This is a genomic window from Mesorhizobium sp. ES1-4 (assembly GCF_020164745.1).
In the GTDB taxonomy this organism is placed as follows: domain Bacteria; phylum Pseudomonadota; class Alphaproteobacteria; order Rhizobiales; family Rhizobiaceae; genus Mesorhizobium.
The window spans coordinates 361,835-378,554 of sequence record NZ_JAIUGV010000006.1; the positions used below are offsets into that span (position 1 = coordinate 361,835).

General features: G+C 63.8%; 15 protein-coding genes and 1 tRNA gene. 4 read left to right on the forward strand and 12 right to left on the reverse strand.

Annotated features, from left to right (window positions below; all coding sequences use genetic code 11):
* Nucleotides 1-55: 55 nt before the first annotated feature.
* Nucleotides 56-3,976, reverse strand: a complete 3,921-nt coding sequence (locus tag LB556_RS14380) for a PAS domain S-box protein (protein ID WP_224568037.1) — start codon at nucleotides 3,974-3,976, stop codon at nucleotides 56-58.
* A gap of 248 nt (nucleotides 3,977-4,224) precedes the next feature.
* On the opposite strand from LB556_RS14380, the gene LB556_RS14385 reads away from it, so the two are divergent.
* The 3 genes from LB556_RS14385 (at nucleotide 4,225) to LB556_RS31605 (ending at nucleotide 5,641) form a co-directional block, all read left to right on the forward strand.
* Entirely contained in the window at nucleotides 4,225-4,683 is a 459-nt protein-coding gene (locus tag LB556_RS14385; protein WP_224568039.1) for a phasin, read from the forward strand.
* A gap of 349 nt (nucleotides 4,684-5,032) precedes the next feature.
* Nucleotides 5,033-5,109 (forward strand) — tRNA-His (locus tag LB556_RS14390).
* A gap of 406 nt (nucleotides 5,110-5,515) precedes the next feature.
* Nucleotides 5,516-5,641, forward strand: a complete 126-nt coding sequence (locus LB556_RS31605) for a hypothetical protein (RefSeq protein WP_263485256.1) — start codon at nucleotides 5,516-5,518, stop codon at nucleotides 5,639-5,641.
* Nucleotides 5,642-6,026: 385 nt separating this feature from the next.
* Here the strand turns inward: LB556_RS31605 and LB556_RS14395 are convergent, their stop codons facing one another.
* From LB556_RS14395 to LB556_RS14425, 7 genes are all read right to left on the reverse strand, one after another.
* Nucleotides 6,027-7,322: an NAD(P)/FAD-dependent oxidoreductase gene (locus LB556_RS14395; RefSeq protein ID WP_224568041.1), complete on the reverse strand. Its 1,296-nt coding sequence runs from the start codon at nucleotides 7,320-7,322 to the stop codon at nucleotides 6,027-6,029.
* A complete protein-coding gene (locus LB556_RS14400; protein WP_224568043.1) occupies nucleotides 7,315-8,064 on the reverse strand; it encodes an ABC transporter ATP-binding protein in 750 nt (249 codons plus the stop codon). Before LB556_RS14400 ends, LB556_RS14395 begins: the two co-directional genes overlap by 8 nt.
* The gene (locus LB556_RS14405; RefSeq protein ID WP_224568045.1) at nucleotides 7,988-8,818 is read right to left on the reverse strand and encodes an ABC transporter ATP-binding protein; all 831 of its coding nucleotides are present in this window, start codon (nucleotides 8,816-8,818) and stop codon (nucleotides 7,988-7,990) included. Before LB556_RS14405 ends, LB556_RS14400 begins: the two co-directional genes overlap by 77 nt.
* Nucleotides 8,815-9,810 (reverse strand): branched-chain amino acid ABC transporter permease, encoded by a 996-nt coding sequence (locus LB556_RS14410; protein ID WP_224568047.1) that lies wholly within the window; start codon nucleotides 9,808-9,810, stop codon nucleotides 8,815-8,817. Before LB556_RS14410 ends, LB556_RS14405 begins: the two co-directional genes overlap by 4 nt.
* Nucleotides 9,810-10,760 (reverse strand): branched-chain amino acid ABC transporter permease, encoded by a 951-nt coding sequence (locus LB556_RS14415; protein ID WP_224568049.1) that lies wholly within the window; start codon nucleotides 10,758-10,760, stop codon nucleotides 9,810-9,812. Before LB556_RS14415 ends, LB556_RS14410 begins: the two co-directional genes overlap by 1 nt.
* A gap of 150 nt (nucleotides 10,761-10,910) precedes the next feature.
* A complete protein-coding gene (locus LB556_RS14420) occupies nucleotides 10,911-12,026 on the reverse strand; it encodes a branched-chain amino acid ABC transporter substrate-binding protein (protein ID WP_224568051.1) in 1,116 nt (371 codons plus the stop codon).
* 138 nt (nucleotides 12,027-12,164) lie between these two features.
* The gene (locus tag LB556_RS14425; protein ID WP_224568053.1) at nucleotides 12,165-12,938 is read right to left on the reverse strand and encodes a GntR family transcriptional regulator; all 774 of its coding nucleotides are present in this window, start codon (nucleotides 12,936-12,938) and stop codon (nucleotides 12,165-12,167) included.
* Between the two features lie 110 nt (nucleotides 12,939-13,048).
* On the opposite strand from LB556_RS14425, the gene LB556_RS14430 reads away from it, so the two are divergent.
* A complete protein-coding gene (locus tag LB556_RS14430) occupies nucleotides 13,049-13,801 on the forward strand; it encodes a pyrroline-5-carboxylate reductase family protein (protein ID WP_224568055.1) in 753 nt (250 codons plus the stop codon).
* A gap of 23 nt (nucleotides 13,802-13,824) precedes the next feature.
* On the opposite strand, the gene LB556_RS14435 is transcribed toward LB556_RS14430, so the two are convergent.
* Genes LB556_RS14435 through LB556_RS14450 form a run of 4 tightly spaced genes read right to left on the reverse strand, consistent with a single transcriptional unit; the run spans nucleotide 13,825 to nucleotide 16,713 of the window.
* Nucleotides 13,825-14,574 (reverse strand): SDR family oxidoreductase, encoded by a 750-nt coding sequence (locus LB556_RS14435; RefSeq protein WP_224568057.1) that lies wholly within the window; start codon nucleotides 14,572-14,574, stop codon nucleotides 13,825-13,827.
* A 24-nt stretch (nucleotides 14,575-14,598) separates the two neighbouring features.
* On the reverse strand, nucleotides 14,599-15,522 hold the full coding sequence (locus tag LB556_RS14440; protein ID WP_224568059.1) for a 3-hydroxyacyl-CoA dehydrogenase NAD-binding domain-containing protein: 924 nt from the start codon (nucleotides 15,520-15,522) through the stop codon (nucleotides 14,599-14,601).
* Nucleotides 15,522-16,388, reverse strand: a complete 867-nt coding sequence (locus tag LB556_RS14445; protein WP_224568061.1) for a hypothetical protein — start codon at nucleotides 16,386-16,388, stop codon at nucleotides 15,522-15,524. Before LB556_RS14445 ends, LB556_RS14440 begins: the two co-directional genes overlap by 1 nt.
* A gap of 1 nt (nucleotide 16,389) precedes the next feature.
* Entirely contained in the window at nucleotides 16,390-16,713 is a 324-nt protein-coding gene (locus LB556_RS14450; protein ID WP_172349171.1) for an NIPSNAP family protein, read from the reverse strand.
* Nucleotides 16,714-16,720: the final 7 nt, after the last annotated feature.

Below are 16,720 nucleotides of genomic sequence, written 5' to 3' on the forward strand. Positions count from 1 at the left end.
TGACAGCAATCCCATCTCTTAAGGCGTCCTTTGGGCGCCTTTTCTTTTGGACGTGCTATTCCGCCAGCACCCGGGTCGACGGGAACGCAACCTCCACAAGCGTGCCTTCGCCGGGCGTCGAATTGATGGTGAACCGGGCGCGGTTGGCTTCCACCATAGCCTTGGTCAACGGCAGGCCAAGGCCAGTGCCGTCGCCGCGCCCGCGCTTCAGGGCGTTGATCTGCTTGAACGGCTTCAGCGCCTGCTCGATCTCGGCCTGGCTCATGCCGATGCCGGTGTCGCGCACCCGCATGACGACGTCTCCCGAGGTCTCATAGGCGGTCGAGACGATCACCTGGCCGCCGGCCTGCGTATAGCGCACGGCGTTGGACAGGATGTTGAGCGCGATCTGGCGCACGCTGCGCAGGTCGGCCACCACTTCCGGCAGCCGTGAGGCGAAGCTGGAGCGGATAATGACGCGTTCGCGGTTGGCCTGTGGCTGCATCATCGCCACGGTTTCGGCCAGCGTATCGTTGAGGGACACTGCCTCATAAGCCATTTCTTGCTGGCCGGCCTCGATTTTCGAGATGTCCAGCAGGTCGTTGACCAGGTCGAGCACGTGGTTGCCCGAGCGGTTGATGTCGCGCAGATAGTCGCGGTAGCGGTCATTGGCGACCGGCCCGAACTTCTCGTCGACCATCAGCTCGGAAAAGCCGATGATGGCGTTGAGCGGTGTGCGGATCTCGTGACTGATGCGGGCGAGGAAGTCGGTCTTCTGCGAGGAAGCGCGTTCGGCCACCGCACGCGCCTGGGTGAGATCCTCCTCGGCCCGCTTCCACTGCGTGATGTCGCGTACCACGGCGCAGAAGCCGCTGTCGTTGGGCAGCCGGCCGATGGTCATGAACAGCGGGATGAAGCGCCCCTGCGCTTCGCGGCCTATCACCTCGCGGCCGTCATTCAGGACGCTTGCCACACCAGGTTCCGACAGGCCGCTGAGATAGTCGCGTGCCGCGCGCTGGCTCTCGATGGCAAACAGCGAGGCGAACGGTTTGCCGGTCACCTCGTCGCTGTCGAAACCGAACAGCGCCTCGGCCGGGCGGCTGATCGAACGGATGGTGCCGTCGCTGCCGATCAGCACGACGCCGTCGGTGGCGGTATCGATGATGGTGCGCATCTCGGCGATGCGTGCCTTGAGCTCGGAAATGTCGGGCTGCGTCGGCTCCTCGCCGATCGCGTGCAGTGCTGCGGGCGCATCATCCTCGCCGGAACGGCGTACGACAAGCATCAACGCCTTGCCATCACGCCAGGGCACGGAGCGCAAGATGGCGTCTATCGGGAATTCCTGTCCATCACGCGTCTTGAGCCGCAACGCTCGGTCGCTGCCGTCGGAGGCGCTGTCATCGGCAAAAGGATCGGCAAACAAAGCCCCGAGGCCACCCGCATCCTCCAGGTCCTCCAGCGTCTCGTACCCGGTCAGATCGAGGAATTCCTCGTTGGCGTAGTGCAACTGGTCGCCCGAATGGATGATGAGCGGCACCGGCAGCTTGCTGAGCAGCGAGGTATCCGGTGTCCTGTTTTCGTTGCCGGCGGAAAAAGCCGACGGCATGAACCCTTCGCTTTTGAGTGGCGGAACTTGCAGGCGCGGTCGCTCGGCAAGTGTCTCGGCCGCCTCATGCGTGCCGCCGGTTTCGCTGGCAGCCGTGGGCGCTTCCTCGCCGGATGCAGCCGCTCCCTCGTTGGCCCAATCCTCGTTGTCCTCGGCGTCGCGAAAATCGTCTGACGTCATATCGTCGTCATCGGCCGGTGCTGCCTTGGCAGGACCTGACCGCGCCGGGGCCTCGCCATTCTCGGCCGTCGTTTCCGCCGTGATTATTTCCTGCGCCTCGGGTGCTCGCGCCTCGCCGCTGTCGTCGGCGACATCAGCAGGCTTGTCCCCTTTATCGGCGTAGTCGAGCAGGGAGCCCGAGGCCGCAGGCCGCGAGGATTCGGAGGTCGGCGCCTCTTGTTCGCCCTGGTCCGTGTGCGCACCGTCGAGCCGCGCCAGATCCTTCTGATCATCGGCATCGCTCGAAGAAGGTTCGCCTGCATCCGGCTCGGCTTCCGCACCTGTCACAGACCCGGTCGTGTCGTGCGGCTCCGGCAGAGAGCCTGTTCCGGCAGCTGGTTCAGCCTGCCTTGCGGGCTCCGCCGCTTCCGCTTCAGGCGGCTCCGCCGCGGAGCTGTCTTTCTTCAGCCGCTCGCCGATTTCGCGGAACGCGCTGCGTTCCAGTGTCGACAGCCCCTCGTTCGCCGGTTGCCTGTGTTCGGCCAGTCGGATGACCTTGTCGGCGAAGCGCCGCTCCGGTTTCGGTACGATGGTAAGCGCCGGCACTTCGCCCTTGAACGGATCCGATGCCTCGGGCTCCTCGGCCTTTGGCGCTTCAGGCACCGTCTCCACCGGTTTCGGTGTCGCCGGCGTCTCGCCATTGGGCACCAATGCCATGCCGATCGCTTCCGGATCGACGACCGCATCCCCGGTTCGCGCGACGCCGAAGCCGCGGAAGCCTTCGAAGGCGCGGCTGCGGCCATAGACAGGCAGCGCCGCCAGGTCGACCGGGATCTTCAGGTCGGTGCCGACGACCGGCCACAGCACCGACCGGCCGGACCAGGTGTCGCGCCGCTCCAACAGGCCGGCGATCTCGCCGGAGGCATCAAGGCCGAAGGCCGCCGCGACATCCCTGAAGCGTCGGCCGATCACGTCGGCGGCCGGATGGCCGACGATATCGGCGAATTCCGGCGACAGCGCGCTGAACTTGCCCTCGGCGTCGGTGCGCCAGACAAAACGCGCCGGTGCCGCCGAGCGGTCTATGGTCCGGATGGCCGCGGTTTTGGGCGGAACTGCCGGGGAGGTGGCCTCGTCCTGCTTCAAGCTGTCCACCGAAACCTCGGTGCCGATCGCCTCGGCCACGCTTTTTGGTTCCGGCGCGACCGGCGCGTTGTCTTCTCCGGCATTGAAATACCAATGATCGTGCTGTGCCGGCGTGCCCGCTGCTGGCTGATCATTGTCGGCGGCGACTGATGTCGGCGCGGCAGGCTCCTCGGTCTCTCGCAGTGCCCGTTGCGGGGTGTCGTCAGCCACGGGCTCGGGAGGGGCAGGCTCCTGTTCGGTCTCGGCAGCGGCCGGCAACCGCTCGATCCCTGTCCTTGAAACACCTGTTGTCGGCTGATTGTCTCGCCGAGACTCGGTTTCTGGCGCGGCGGTCTCCGCCGCCTCCACTGTCCCGCCAATCTCTTTGGCATGGCTTTCCGTTGCTGCGGGCTCGTCTGTCGAAGCTGCCGCGCCAGGTGCGCCGTCCCCGAGTTGATCCTCGTCGATCACCACCAGCAGGTGCCGCTCCGGCGTCAGCCGGGCGAGGCCGGCCGGGTAGGAGGTCCTGCCGCCTGGAACGAGGCGCTTGACAATGCGCTCGCCCTCGGCCGCGACGTCGGTCACCAGGGCCGCCAGTGTCGCGGGCTGGATGCCGAGCGCCGAAAATCCCTCCGAGGCCGCCTCGACATTGCCCTTGGCATCGATGAAGGCGATGAAGTGGCCGTCTTCGGTAAAGCCGCTGATCGCCCGGCCGGCGATCTCGGCGGCACCGCGTGAGCCGGTCTGCGCCGCCGGCACCGCCAGCATGATGGCATTCTCGCCATCGGGTAGCGTCACGGCACTGGCAAGAAAGCCGACGGCGCGGCTGGTCAGGCCGGTCGCCAGGCGTACCGTGATCGAGCGATCGCCGCCGATCTGGGGAAAACCGCTGGTTGCCATGATCTGGCGGCGCGCGATCAGCGGCAGCCGCGCCGAGGCGCCGATGATCGCTTCAATATCGGGATAGCCGAACGTGGCGGCGCCCGGTCCGTTGGCCCAGATGACCTGCTCGAGGTCCACCGACAGGATCGCGATTGCGTCGCCAGCGGCAAACCGCTGGCGGACCGCGTCGAGCACGGCGACGTCGAGGAAGGAATATTCGGACGGCATGCGCTTGGCGGACCCTCACGGAGCGGCGAATTTGCAGTTAACGCTTTGTTAATAAAAGCCGCAGCCACGAAGGTCCACAAGCCAGAACGTGCAAAGGTTGAATTTTGGCCGTTTGGTTAACGGCCGAAAACATTTTTTGTGCACTGCAACAAAGATATTGCAATGCACAAGATTTGCCTTTATATTGCCATCATACATGAACGAGACGGCTTTCTGTCAAAGCCGCTGCCACTGAAAAAGGATGGAAAATGTCCAGGACCAAATCTGCCGAGACGATCGAAAACGTTGAATTCCCGAGCTTCGACGCTTCCAAGGCCACCGACCAGATGCGCGCTTTCGCCGAAAAGGGCGTTGAGCAGTCGAAAGAGGCCTATGCCAAGCTCAAGACCGGCGCCGAGGACACCCAGAAGGCCCTGGAGTCGACCTACGAAACCGCCAAGACTGTTTCCAGCGACCTGTCGCTCAAGACCATCGCCGCGCTGCGTGCCAACGCCGAGGCCGGCTTCTCGCATCTCGAAGCCCTGATCGGCGCCAAGTCGCTTTCGGAAGTCGTCGAGTTGCAGACCGCCTTCCTGCGCAAGCGCGTCGAACTGACCGTCGAGCAGGCCAAGGACTTCCAGGCCGTTGCCTCCAAGGCGGCCGAGGATGTCTCGAAGCCGATCAAGACCGCCTTCGAGAAGGCGATCAAGGAAATCAAGGCCGCCTGATAATCGCGCATCGTTCGCGGATGCAACAAAACGTCGCATTTTGTCGGACAAATCGATGTGAGATGGTGACGGTCAAGTGAATACCCGGCGGGTGGAACCTCCTCCCTCCACCTCCGGGGTGACCAGCCAGCACCTCCTCCCGCTGGCTCGTAACAGGAAAAGGCCGGCACCTCCTCCCGCCGGCCTTTTTCTTTGCCCTACGAAAGCGGCACCGCTGTGGGGAAGTGGCCTTTGCTTTGCAAAAGCCTTGAATTAGAATCCATAAGCCCGTAAGGACGCATCGCCGAACGACAGAGCGGATCGCGGAGATGAACCTTCCACCTCGATCCCGCTACTGACGTTAAGACGTGCCGTTGTAGCTCAGATGGTTAGAGCGCCGGATTGTGGATCCGGAGGTCGCTGGTTCGATCCCAGCCAACGGTACCATAATTAAACAAATGATTTCAATGACTTGCAGGCTATGCCGTAGCCCAGCCGACTTAAATGTCAATGCCGTCTGTAGGCGCGTACCATTCTGGTACCATACGGCGGTAGTCCAGCCATGCCTACGACGGTCAACAGAGTTGGCGATTAGGCGGGAGAGAATCCTGCCAACGACGTCGGCACGGTTCTGCGTTGAGGTCTTTGCGCAGTCGAAAAATGCCGATGGCCACGCTAGCCCTAACTGAAATGTGGAGGTTTAACTAGGCAGTCGATGGTTGTCCTTGACGTCGCAGATGCCTGACCTGCTATAGAAGGAGCTGGCGCTGGTCGTGGCCGACACGCTGCCCACGCAGATTGACCAGATGAAGGAAGGATACTCCCTGGCCAGGTCGGTCAGCGCCCGTTTGAAATGGGCTACAAGACTATGTTCGCGCTCAAGGACATGAAGGACGGCAAGCCGGCTCCAACCGACCCGAGCTACACGGGACTTGACGTCTGCACACCGGAAACGGCCGATACCTGTATCGCGAAGTAAGCAGGAAAAGGGGCGGGAGAAAATTCCGCTCCTGACGTATCCGGAATAGCACCTTGTGAATCACGGGAAGCATGGCATTGGACAAACCTAAACTGCCGATTGGCTTGATCGGCTCAGGCTTTATGGGCAAGATCCATGTGTTCGGCTTGGCAACCGCCCAGCGAGCGTTCATGAGATCGTCCTTCACACCATCGCCCCGTGGTCGGCGCGACCGAGCCTTCCTGCTCTTCTTGGCACGGACCGGCGCCGGGTCTCCGAAGCACCGGCCTCAACGCAAACGACCTTCAGTTGGAGTGGTGGTGTGAGAGGGCGGCCTGCTAATCTCCTCGATTGCGTGGCGACTTCCGCCGAGGGCGACGGGGGTGCATTGTCGCGGCCACGCCGGCTATGACTGTGAGCGCTGATCCCGGAAGCGGTTCCAGACATGCATCCGGTTGGCGATCTGCACAGTGATCGGGTGAAACGGAACCGGCTTCATGTTCGTAACTGGCAGCGGCATCTGTTCATCCGTGCGCCGCCCTGCCGCCCAGCGGCCGATTTCCTGGCCAAGGGACATTGAAAGCGCCACGCCACGACCGGAATAGATGCCCCCGAAGACAAGACCCGGCGCAAGGCGATAGAGCCGCGGCCGGCGATCCGGCACCACGGCGAACGTTCCGTGCCAGTATTCCGTCACAGTCGGCTCGCCGCCAAACGCGGCAAAGGCTTTGCCCAGCATGCTCGATGCCTTGGCGCGGCCGCGGTCGGCCTCGTCGAACCAGAATGTATGCGTGCCGCCGCTCACCAGCCGGCCGTCGACGTCGTAGTGGAAATAGCGGATGTCGTTGCGCATGTCGGACACTGCGGGGTTGCCGACAAGGATCTTGGTGCGCAGGCCTTCCGGCAGCGGGTTTGTCGCGGCCTGGAAGACCTTGAACGGCATCAGGGTCTTCTTCAGCCCAGGCCAGAGGTCGCCGGTAAGCGCATTCGTGGCAAGCACCACTTCCGGCGCCGTGACGCTTCCCGCTGCGGTGAAGACCCGCCAGCCGCCGTCCACCTTCTCGATGCGAGACGCCGGGGCGTTCTCGAAGATGGTCACGCCTTCACGCTCAAGGGCGCCGGCAAGGCCAATGGTCATGGCGAACGGATTGATGTGACCGGAATTGTGCACCATCCAGCCGCCGAGATAGGGGCTGCCGATGCGCGCGGTGGCCTCCGCCCGGTCAAGCCAGGAGACATTGGCGCCGAAGGCTTTCCACTCCTCGTGGAACTGGCGCGCGCGGGCAAGCGTGGCCTCGGTGTGTGCGGGCTGGATCCAGCCTTCCTGAACCTGGTGGGCGTCGATGTTGAAGCGCTGCATCAGGCCGAAGGCGACGCCGGCCGCATCCGCAACCATACGATTGTAGCGCTCACCGATCGTCTTGCCGTAGACCGCCTCGAACTCCGCCGGCGAGGCCTTGGAATGGTGGGAGATGACAAGGCCGTTGTTGCGGCCCGACGCCGCCGATCCGATCTCGTTGCTCTCAAGCAGGATGACGTTGACGCCGCTGTCGCGCGCGCCGAGTGCCGCGGCCATGCCGGTGAAGCCGCCGCCGACCACCAGCACGTTCGTCTTCAGGTCGCCTTGCAGCGCCGGTGCGGCCGGGCGCCTGTTCGCGGTCTTGCGCCACAGATGCGGGGTCTTCCAGTCGACCTCAAACATGAAGGACGTCCTCGCTGGCGCCGCCGAGATAGTGTTCCCTTAGGGCCGAATGCGCGGCCATTTCCTGCGCCGGGCCATGCAGCTTCACCTTGCCGGTGTTGAGCAGGTAGGCGTAGTCGCCGCATTCGAGCGCCAGCTGAACGTTCTGCTCGACGAGCAGGATCGAAATGCCGTTGCGCGACAGGTCGAGGATGATGCGGAAGATCTGGTGGACGATCTTCGGGGCGAGACCGAGAGACGGTTCGTCCAGCATCAGAAGCTTCGGCTCGGCCATCAGCGCGCGCCCGATCGCCAGCATCTGCTGCTGGCCGCCGGACATGCGGCTTGCCATGCCGTTGCGCCGTTCCTTGAGAACCGGAAACAGCTCGAACACCTCGGCGCGCAACGCCTCGAAACTCTTCCCGCCGCGACCGATATGGGCCGCGACCATGTTTTCCTCCACCGTCAGGCGCTGGAAGATCTGGCGGCCTTCCGGGCAGTGGGTGATGCCGAGACGCACGACCTGTTCGGGGCGCATCCCGGTGATGTCGCGGCCTTCGAAGGCGATGCTGCCGGCGATCGGCCGCGCAACGCCGGAGATGGAGTTGAGCAGCGTCGTCTTGCCGGCGCCGTTCGGGCCGAGCACAATGACGATCTCGTGCGGATCGACCTCGAGGTTTATGCCCTCAAGAACGCCGACGCGTCCGTATCCCGAGCTGAGCCCGGCGATTCTGAGCAGCGGCTCGGATGTCGTCGATGTCATTGGCGGTTCCCAGATAGGCGAGTTGGACGTCGGTGCTAGCCTGCACCTCGGCGGGCGTGCCCCGGAAGAGCAGCTTTCCGTGATGCATGACGATGATGCTGTCGCAGAGCGTCATGACTAGATCCATATCGTGCTCGACGACGATCATGATCCGGTCGGGCGAACGCAACGCGGTGAGTTTTGCCGTCAGCTCCGCCGTCTCGTGGTGGTTCAATCCGGCGGCGGGCTCGTCGAGCAGCAGGACGCGCGGATTGGCGACCAGGGCGCGGGCGATTTCAAGCATGCGCTGCCGGCCATAGGGCAGGCCGCGGGCATCAACGTCGGCATAGCCCTGAAGGTCAAAAACTCGCAGGATTTCCATGCATTTTTCACGCCGGCGCCGGCGCTGGGCGTTGGCATAGGGTGGCCAGATCACTTCCCTCCAGGCGGCAGCAACCTCGGCGGGATAGAAACAGACCTCGAGGTTTTCGATAGCCGTCATCTGGTCGAAGAGGCGGATGTTCTGATAGGTGCGGGCAATTCCCGAATTGGCGATCTGGTATTTCTTGAGCTTGTCGAGACGTTTGCCGTCGAGCGTGATCGAACCGGAGGAGACGGTGTAGGAACCCGCCGTCATGTTGATGAGCGTCGACTTGCCGGCGCCGTTCGGTCCGATCACGCCGTGGATCATACCGGGGGCGAAGGCGGTCGACACGTCGTCGATGGCGACGACCTCGCCATACACCTTGCGAAGGCTCTGAAAGACCAGCGTCATTTTCCGAAAAGCCCCCGGATCAGTTTCTCCGGCCCGAAGCTGCGCGGCACGATGCCGGCCGGGCGCACGATGATCAGCGAGATCATCAAAAGACCGAGGAAGAGGATGCGCCATTCGGCGAATTCGCGCAGCAGCTCCGGCAGCAGGATCAGGATTGCCGCGCCGGCGACGATGCCGAAGATGTTGCCAATGCCGCCGACCACGATCATCAGCACGATCAGCACCGATTCCTGCAGCGTGAAGCTTTCCGGGCTCACGAAACGCTGCGATGCGGCGAAGATCGCGCCGGCGATGGAGCCGATTGTGGCCGAGGTGGCGAAAGCGGCAAGCTTGGCATTGGTGGTGTTGATGCCGATGCCGCGCGCGGCGTCCTGGTCCTCGCGGATCGCCGCCCACGCCTTGCCGAGGATGGAGCGCTCGAGCCGCCAGACCACGGTGCCGACGAGGAGCACGGTGATCAGCAGCAGCCAGAAGAAATCGATCGGCCGGGCAATCTGAATGCCGAGGATCGAGGCCTTGTCGAGGCGGGCGATGCCTTGCGGCCCTCCGGTCAGCCAGTCGAGATTGTTGATGATGATGCGGATGATCTCGCCGAAGCCAAGTGTGACGATGGCCAGATAGTCGCCGCGCAATCGCAACACCGGAATACCAAGCAATATGCCGGTGACCGCGCCAAGGCAGGCGGCGACGAGCAGGATGACCAAGAACGGCATATGCAGGCCGAGCTGGGGGCTTGCCAGCAGCCCGTAGCTGTAGGCACCGACCGCGTAGAAGGCGACGAAGCCGAGATCCAGCAGTCCCGTATAGCCGATCACGATGTTCAGGCCGATGCCGAGCAGGATGTAGATCAGCAGGCTGTTGAGGACACGCACATGGTAGTTGGGCAGGAAGGGCGTGGCCACGATCAGCGCGATCGCAATGGCTAAGACGAGCCAGGAGATGGTCCGGTTCGCACGCGGCCGGGCCGTGGCGAGGGTGTCGACGGCGGCCATCAGAATTCCCTCTTATACACGATGCTTTCCTCGGAGACGGCCTCGCCGAGTATGCCAGCGGGACGGACTAGGAGCACGAGTATGAGGATCGCAAAGGCGAGAACGTCGCGATACTCGGTGCCGAGCACGCCGTTTGTGACAATGGGCAGCAGCGCGGTTCCCCACACTTCGATGAAAGCCAGGATGAAGGCGCCGAGCATGGCGCCGGGGATCGAGCCGATACCGCCCAGGATGGCCGCGGTGAAGGCCTTCAGCCCGATGACGGCGCCCATGCTGGGCGACATGATGCCATAATAGCTGGAATAGAGGATGCCGCCGGCGGCGCCGAGCAGCGGCCCGACGAAGAACACCATCGAGATGGCGCCGTTGACGTTGATGCCCAGCAGCTGCGCGGTCGGGCGGCTTTCCGACACGGCGCGCACGATGACGCCGATACGGCTCCGGTTGACTAGGACATGCAGGCCGAACATCAGCACGAAGGCGGCGATCAGGATGCCGATCTGCATCAAGGTGATGGTGCCGCCCATCACCTGATAGCGGACGACGGGGAAGAAGCTGGGAAAGGCGACCGGCTGTGGGCCGGCCAGGATCTGCACCCCGGTGACGAGCGACAATGAGACGCCGAGCGAGGAGAGCATCGGCGCGAGCCGGGTGGAGCTTCTCAGCGGTTTGTAGGCGACCCTTTCGATGCCGACGCCGATGAGGCCGACGAGGAAGATCGCCACGAGAAAGGCCGCGGTCAGCGCGAGCGCCCCCGACATCCCGACATCGCCGACCAGCAGGCTGAGCGCCAGAAACGCGACATAGGCGCCGAGCATGAACATCTCGCCATGGGCGAAGTTGATCATGCGCAACACGCCGTAGACCATGGTGTAGCCGAGCGCGATCAGGGCGTAGATCGAGCCGATGGTCAGGGCATTTACCGTTTGTTGGATAAGGTTTCCCAGCATGGGCCGGCGTCCTGTGCCTGCAACCCCATGGACCGGTCGAACCGGGAAGGGGAATGGTCGACGAGGCCGCCCGTACTTGCGGCAGGCACGCCCGTCAACAGGTGAGGGAGCCGCTTCGCGCGTCGCGATGCGGCTCCGGCGGTCTGGCTGCTACTTCGAACCGACGAGCTTGAAGCCCGTTCCTTCCGCCTTGTAGAGGTAGGATGGGGCGACTTTGAGTTCGCCGGTGTCGTCGAATTCCAGCTCGCCGACGACCGTCTTCGCCTTGACCGCATGCAATGCCGCGTTGAGGTCCTCACGCGTCAGGCCTTTCGTCGTCTTCAGCACCTGTTCCAGGATCTGGCCCTGCACGTAGCCGTAGATCGAATACGGGCCGGCTTCCTCGCCATACTTCGCCTTGTAGAGCTTGGCGAAATCGGCGATCTCGGGGGAGGCATCCATCGGCGGCACCTGGATCGCGACAAGCGTGCCCTGGATATTGGCTTCACCGGCCTGTTTGATGAGGTCCGGCGTGTAGCCGCCGTCCGGCACCATCAGCGCGGCCGCGATGCCCTGCTCGTGCATCTGCTTGGCAAACAGCGCAAGCTGCGGCATGACGGCGCCGAGATAGATCGCATCGGGCTTCTTGGACTTGATCTGGGCCAGCACGGCGGTGAAGTCCACGTCGGACGGCGCCACGGCAATGGTATCGAGAACCTTGCCGCCGCCGGCTTCGAAGTTCTTGGCGAAGATTTCGGAAATGCCCTGGCCGAAGACCTGCTTGTCGTTGACGATCACGGCAGTCTTGGCGCCGAGCTTGCCCAGCGCATATTCGGCTGGCAGCAATGCCCCGGCCAGATCGTTGGCCACCGGGCGCACCATGAACTTGTAGCCCTGCTTGGTGAGAGACGGATTGGAGCCGAAGGTCATGGTTGGCAGCGTGCAGTCTTCATAGATCGGCAGCGTCGACTGGGCGACGCCGGAATTGAAGTTCACCAGGCCAAGCACGACCTTGTCGTTGTCGCAGAATTTCTGGGCCACGAGCGTTCCCTCGCGCGGGTCGGCCTTGTCGTCCTGCTGGTCATAGGCAATGGTGACGCCATTGACGCCGCCATCGGCGTTCAGCTTGTCGACGTAGAGCTTGAAGCCATTGTGCCAGGTGCTGCCGAAATAGGCCTGCGCGCCTGAGAGCGGCGCGGACATTCCGACGGTGATCTGCTCGGCCATGGCCGGCGCCGCAAAAAGCGAGGCGCCGAGAAGAAGTGTGGCGATAGATTTTTTCATCATGGTTCCCCTTAGCTGCTGACTACGACAGGGGAGGCCGTTCCGGTCTTCTTCCCCGTGTAAGCCCATCGAAGCAGACAAAGAGAGCGCCGTCAAGAAAGTGTCGACACTATTGCGTTCAATTTTGTGCTCAGATATCGATTATGCGTCGCGAGCCCTTCTGCGACGCTTCAACTCGGCGCCATTGTCGGGCGCGAAAACCTTGAGCAGGGCGTCCTTGAGCGCCTGCTGCGTGGCGGAGACGGTCATTTCGATATGTTCGCGCAACAGTTTCGCGCCGTTCTCGGCATCGCGCTTGACGGCGGCTTCGACGATGGCCGAATGGGAGGTGATCTGTGCCTTGTCATGCGAGGGGTGTTCGATCTGGATGCGCCGGATGAAGCGGATGCGGGCATTGATGGAGCTGAGCTGTCCGACGAGTTCGGGATTTCCGGACAGTTCGGCGATGAGCAGATGAAAGCCTTCGTCCTCGGCCAGGATGATATCTGGCGGCTGGTTCGGGTAGACATCGACGATTGCTTCCCAATACTGCCGCAAACGGTCGATCTCGCTGTCGTCCGCGCGCTCGCACATCAGCCTGAAGGCGGCGGATTCGATGATGGAGCGCAGTTCATAGAGATCGAGCAGACCCTCGGTGCTGAGGCTCCGGACGAAGAAGCCGCGATTGGGTGTGAGCGAAACGAAGCCCTCGGAGGCAAGCCGGTTCAGCGCCTCGCGGATCGGCGTGCGCGACACGCCGAGGCTGCGAGAAAGCTGGACCTCGTTGATGCGTTCGCCAGGCTTCAGCTTGAACTCGACCAGAAGCTTGCGGATGGTGAGATAAGCGCGTTCGCTGCTGTCGGCGCTGCGGCGCGTCTCGGCCTCGTTGGCGACGGACGGGCCGCTGTCGGCGCCGGTCTCGACTCGTCCGGTCATGAAGGTTCCAATCGGGTTTGTCTGCAGGCTGTGTCGACACTTTGTGGTGCATCTTTCTTTCCCAACTTCACAGGAATGGCAAGCCACAGGTTGCAACTCGGGAGACAAGTATGATCATCGGTATTCTTGGCGTCGGGCATCTGGCGGCATCCATGCTGGCCGGGTTCCTGCGTTCCGGGCTTGACCCCGCGGCATTTATCCTGTCGCCGCGCGGCAAGGCCGCGGCACTTGCCGCCCGCCATGGCTTTCAATTGGCGGTGGACAATCGCGATCTCGTCGAACGGTCCGATGTCGTCATTCTGTCCGTGCGGCCCACCCATGCGCCGGATGCGGTTCAAGGCTTGCCGTGGCGTGAAGGTCAGGTGGTGGTTTCGGTCTGCGCCGGGGTTCCGCTGTCATGGCTCGATGTCGCGCCCGCGCGCGCTGTGCGCGCCATGCCGTTCACCGCTTCGGAGATTGCCTCCAGTCCGACGGTCTATTTCCCCGATATCGAGCAGGCGCGGGCGGTCCTTGACCGGCTCGGCCCCTCGATCGCTCTTGCCAGCGAAACGGACTTCGAGGTGGCGACGGTCAGCGCCGCCGTGTACGGCTGGGCGCAGGATCTGATCCGCAACACGGCCAATTGGTCAAGCGCCAGAGGTCTCGACCCGGCAATCGCACGCCGGCTGGCGGCAATGACCTTCGTGGCGGCCGGGCGGCTGATTGCGGAGAAGAGCGAGCCGATGGACCAGATGCTCGAAGAGCTGGTGACGCCGGGCGGCATCACCGAGCGGGGGCTGCAGGTTCTTTCGGCGCGCGGCGTGCCTGAGGCCTGGGAAGAGGCCTGCGCGGCCGTGCTCGACAAATTGACCCGACCTGGCTGATGCGCGGCCTCTTTGAGGCGCGGTCACCGCTGCGGGGCTGGTGGGTAGGTGTGGCCGCCGGTGGCTTGTTCGCTGGGCGTGACGGTCAGTTCGGCAATGTCGACATGGTCCGGCATCCGCAGCGCTGCGACAAGCACGGCCGCGATATCGGCCGGGCCGAGCGGCCGCTGCTCGCTGTACATGCGCTTGCGCAGGCCCTCGCGGTCGCCGTCGAAGGCCTTCAGGTAGAAATCCGTTTTCACACGGCCGGGCGCGATCTCGGTCAGCCGCACGCCGGTGCCAGCGAGATCGAAGCGCAGGATGCGGCCGGCCTGGGAGAGACCGGCCTTGGCCGCGCCATAGGTCGTCGTGCCGGGAAACACGGCGCCGGCCGCCGTGCTGGTCAGGTTGAAGATGTGGCCACGCTTGCGCGCGATCATGCCAGGCAGCAACAGGCGGATGAGTTGCAGCGGCGCGGTGAGGTTCAGCGCCACCACCTCGGCTGTTTCCTCGGCGCCCTGGTCTTGAAGGGGACGCACCGTGGCCAGACCGCCGGCATTGTTTACCAGCACATCGATTTCCGCCGAACCGAGTGCCGAGGCGATCGCCTGATGGTCGCGCACATCGGCGACAAGCGGCTTGACGCGGGGTCCAAGCCGTTGCTGCAAGACCCGCAGCGCGTCATCGCTGCGCGCCAGCGCATGGACGGTCAATCCTTCGGCCACCAGGCTCTCGACGATCGCCGCGCCGATGCCCTTCGAGGCGCCGGTGACAAGGGCAGTGCGGTAATCCATGGTTGCTCTCCAAAGCCGCTATGATCAAAGCGCGCCGCGTTCGGTAACCGTTTTCAAAATGTCGACGAGGCCGGCCTCGCGTGCCGCCTTCAGTTCGCGCTGGCTGCGCTCTCCCACGGCTGCATCCGTCGAATCCGTGATCGCGCGGATCGTCTCGCCGTCGAGCTTGGCATCGAGCAGCGTGTCCCAGATCGCCTGATAGGTCGGGCCATATTTGTGCAGGAAATCCTCGATGCCATCGGCGTTGAGGCTGTTGGAAATGAACGAACCCTGCAGCGTCCACTTCGGTCCCGGCCCATACATGAAGGCGCGATCCACGTCCTCGACGGAGGCGATGCCGTCGCGCACCAGCGCGATCGCCTCGCGCCACATGGCGCCCATCAGGCGCAGGGCGATATGACCGGTCACTTCCCGGTTGAGCGTCACCGGCTTCTTGCCGATCGCCTCATAGAGGGCGCGCGCCCGGGCGATCGCCTGAGGATCGGTCGCCTTGCCGCCGACGATCTCGACCAGCGGCATCAGATGCGCCGGGTTGAAGGGATGACCGAGCACGATGCGGCCGGGCAGGCGGCACTCGGCCTGCATTTCGGACACCAGCAGCGCCGAGGAGGAGGAGGCGATGATGACTTCGTCACTGACATGGTCTTCGATTTCGGCGAGCAGCCGACGCTTGAGTGGGAGGTTTTCCGGGCCGTTTTCCTGCACGAAGCCGACGCTTTCGAGCGTCTCGGCGAGCGTCGGGAAAAGACGGAGCGCACCGGGCGCCGGCGACGGGCCCTTCAGCGCCTCGAGGTCGGCCATGAGGGCGGGCAGCACCTCGATGAATGCCGTCTCGCGCCGCTCCGTGGGATCGAATACGCGAACCGCATGACCGGCATGGGCAAAGCAAGCCGCCCAGCGCTGACCGATCACGCCGAAGCCGACAATGCCGATAGTCAGCTTTTCCATCAGCTGGCCTTTCTGCCATCAAGCGCGGCGCGAAAAGCCTCGTTGAGGTCGTTCCATGGGATCAGGAGATCGAGCCAGGCTCCGATCCGGCCGGCGACCAGGATTGCCTCGTCGATCAGGGCATCGAAGGAATGGCCGTCGCCCATCGCCGCCTCGAGCCGGAAAAGCAGAGCCGGCGTTTCTTCCATGTGGCAGAAGTCGCGCAGGCGGGTGCCGGTCTTGTTGAGCGCGAGCGCGGCCGTCTGCCGCCGCACGGCCTCGTCCCTGCCGCGCGCCGCGCGGATCCACCACAGTAACTCGTGCAGCACCCGCGCTTCCGACTCCGCCGTGAAAACGGGACCGGCCGGGTGCATGATCGCACGGGACGCGGTGACATTGCCGATATCGGCGGGACAAGCCGCCCACAACGCCTTGCTCGCGGCGATGATATCTTGCGGGAGCGGCGACGGCGCCGACGGCTCGGGTGCGCCGCCATCCGATTGAACCAGCGTGCCTTCCAGAATGCGTCGGCCCTGGTCCCGCTTCAGTGTCGCGGCGAGTTCGGCAATGCCTTCCACCGGTGCGTCAAGATGGCCGAGAATGGTGATCTCGGCATTCTCCGCCTGAAGCGGCGCGAAGGTGATTTCGAGGAACTGCCGCACCGGCCAGTAGATGAAGGCGCCGGCGCTCGCGGCGAGCACATGTGTGGCGCCCTCCAAATCCTCCACGAAAGGCGCATGCCAGTAGATATGGCTGCCGGCGATCTTGGGCGTATGGAGTTGCAGGCGCATCGGCAGCGCCGAAAGCAAGGCACGGCGGGTGCGGTCGGCATGGCCGCTGAGCCGCAGCGGCCAGCTTTGCCCCTCGGCCGAGAAAATCAGGTCCATCTTATTTTCCCGGATTGAAGAACGAAACGGGCTTGAGGATCTGGTTGCGCATGTCGAGCAGATAGTCGGTCTCGATTACCTTGCGCCGGTAGGCCTGCCATTCGGGATCGGCCTCCATGCGGTCGCGCCGCTCTTCCCGGTCGGCAAGGCTGTCATATTTCCACAGATGCACGGTGCGCGAGAGGTCGCCGATATGCGTCTGGAAGAAGCCGAAGGGCTCGCCCAGATAATGCCGCTGCATCGGCAGGCCGACCTCCTCGTAGAGAGTGAGGAAATGCGACAGCTTGTTCGGGCGGGCGGTATAAATGCGGTGGTCGAAGATCATCTCTGGC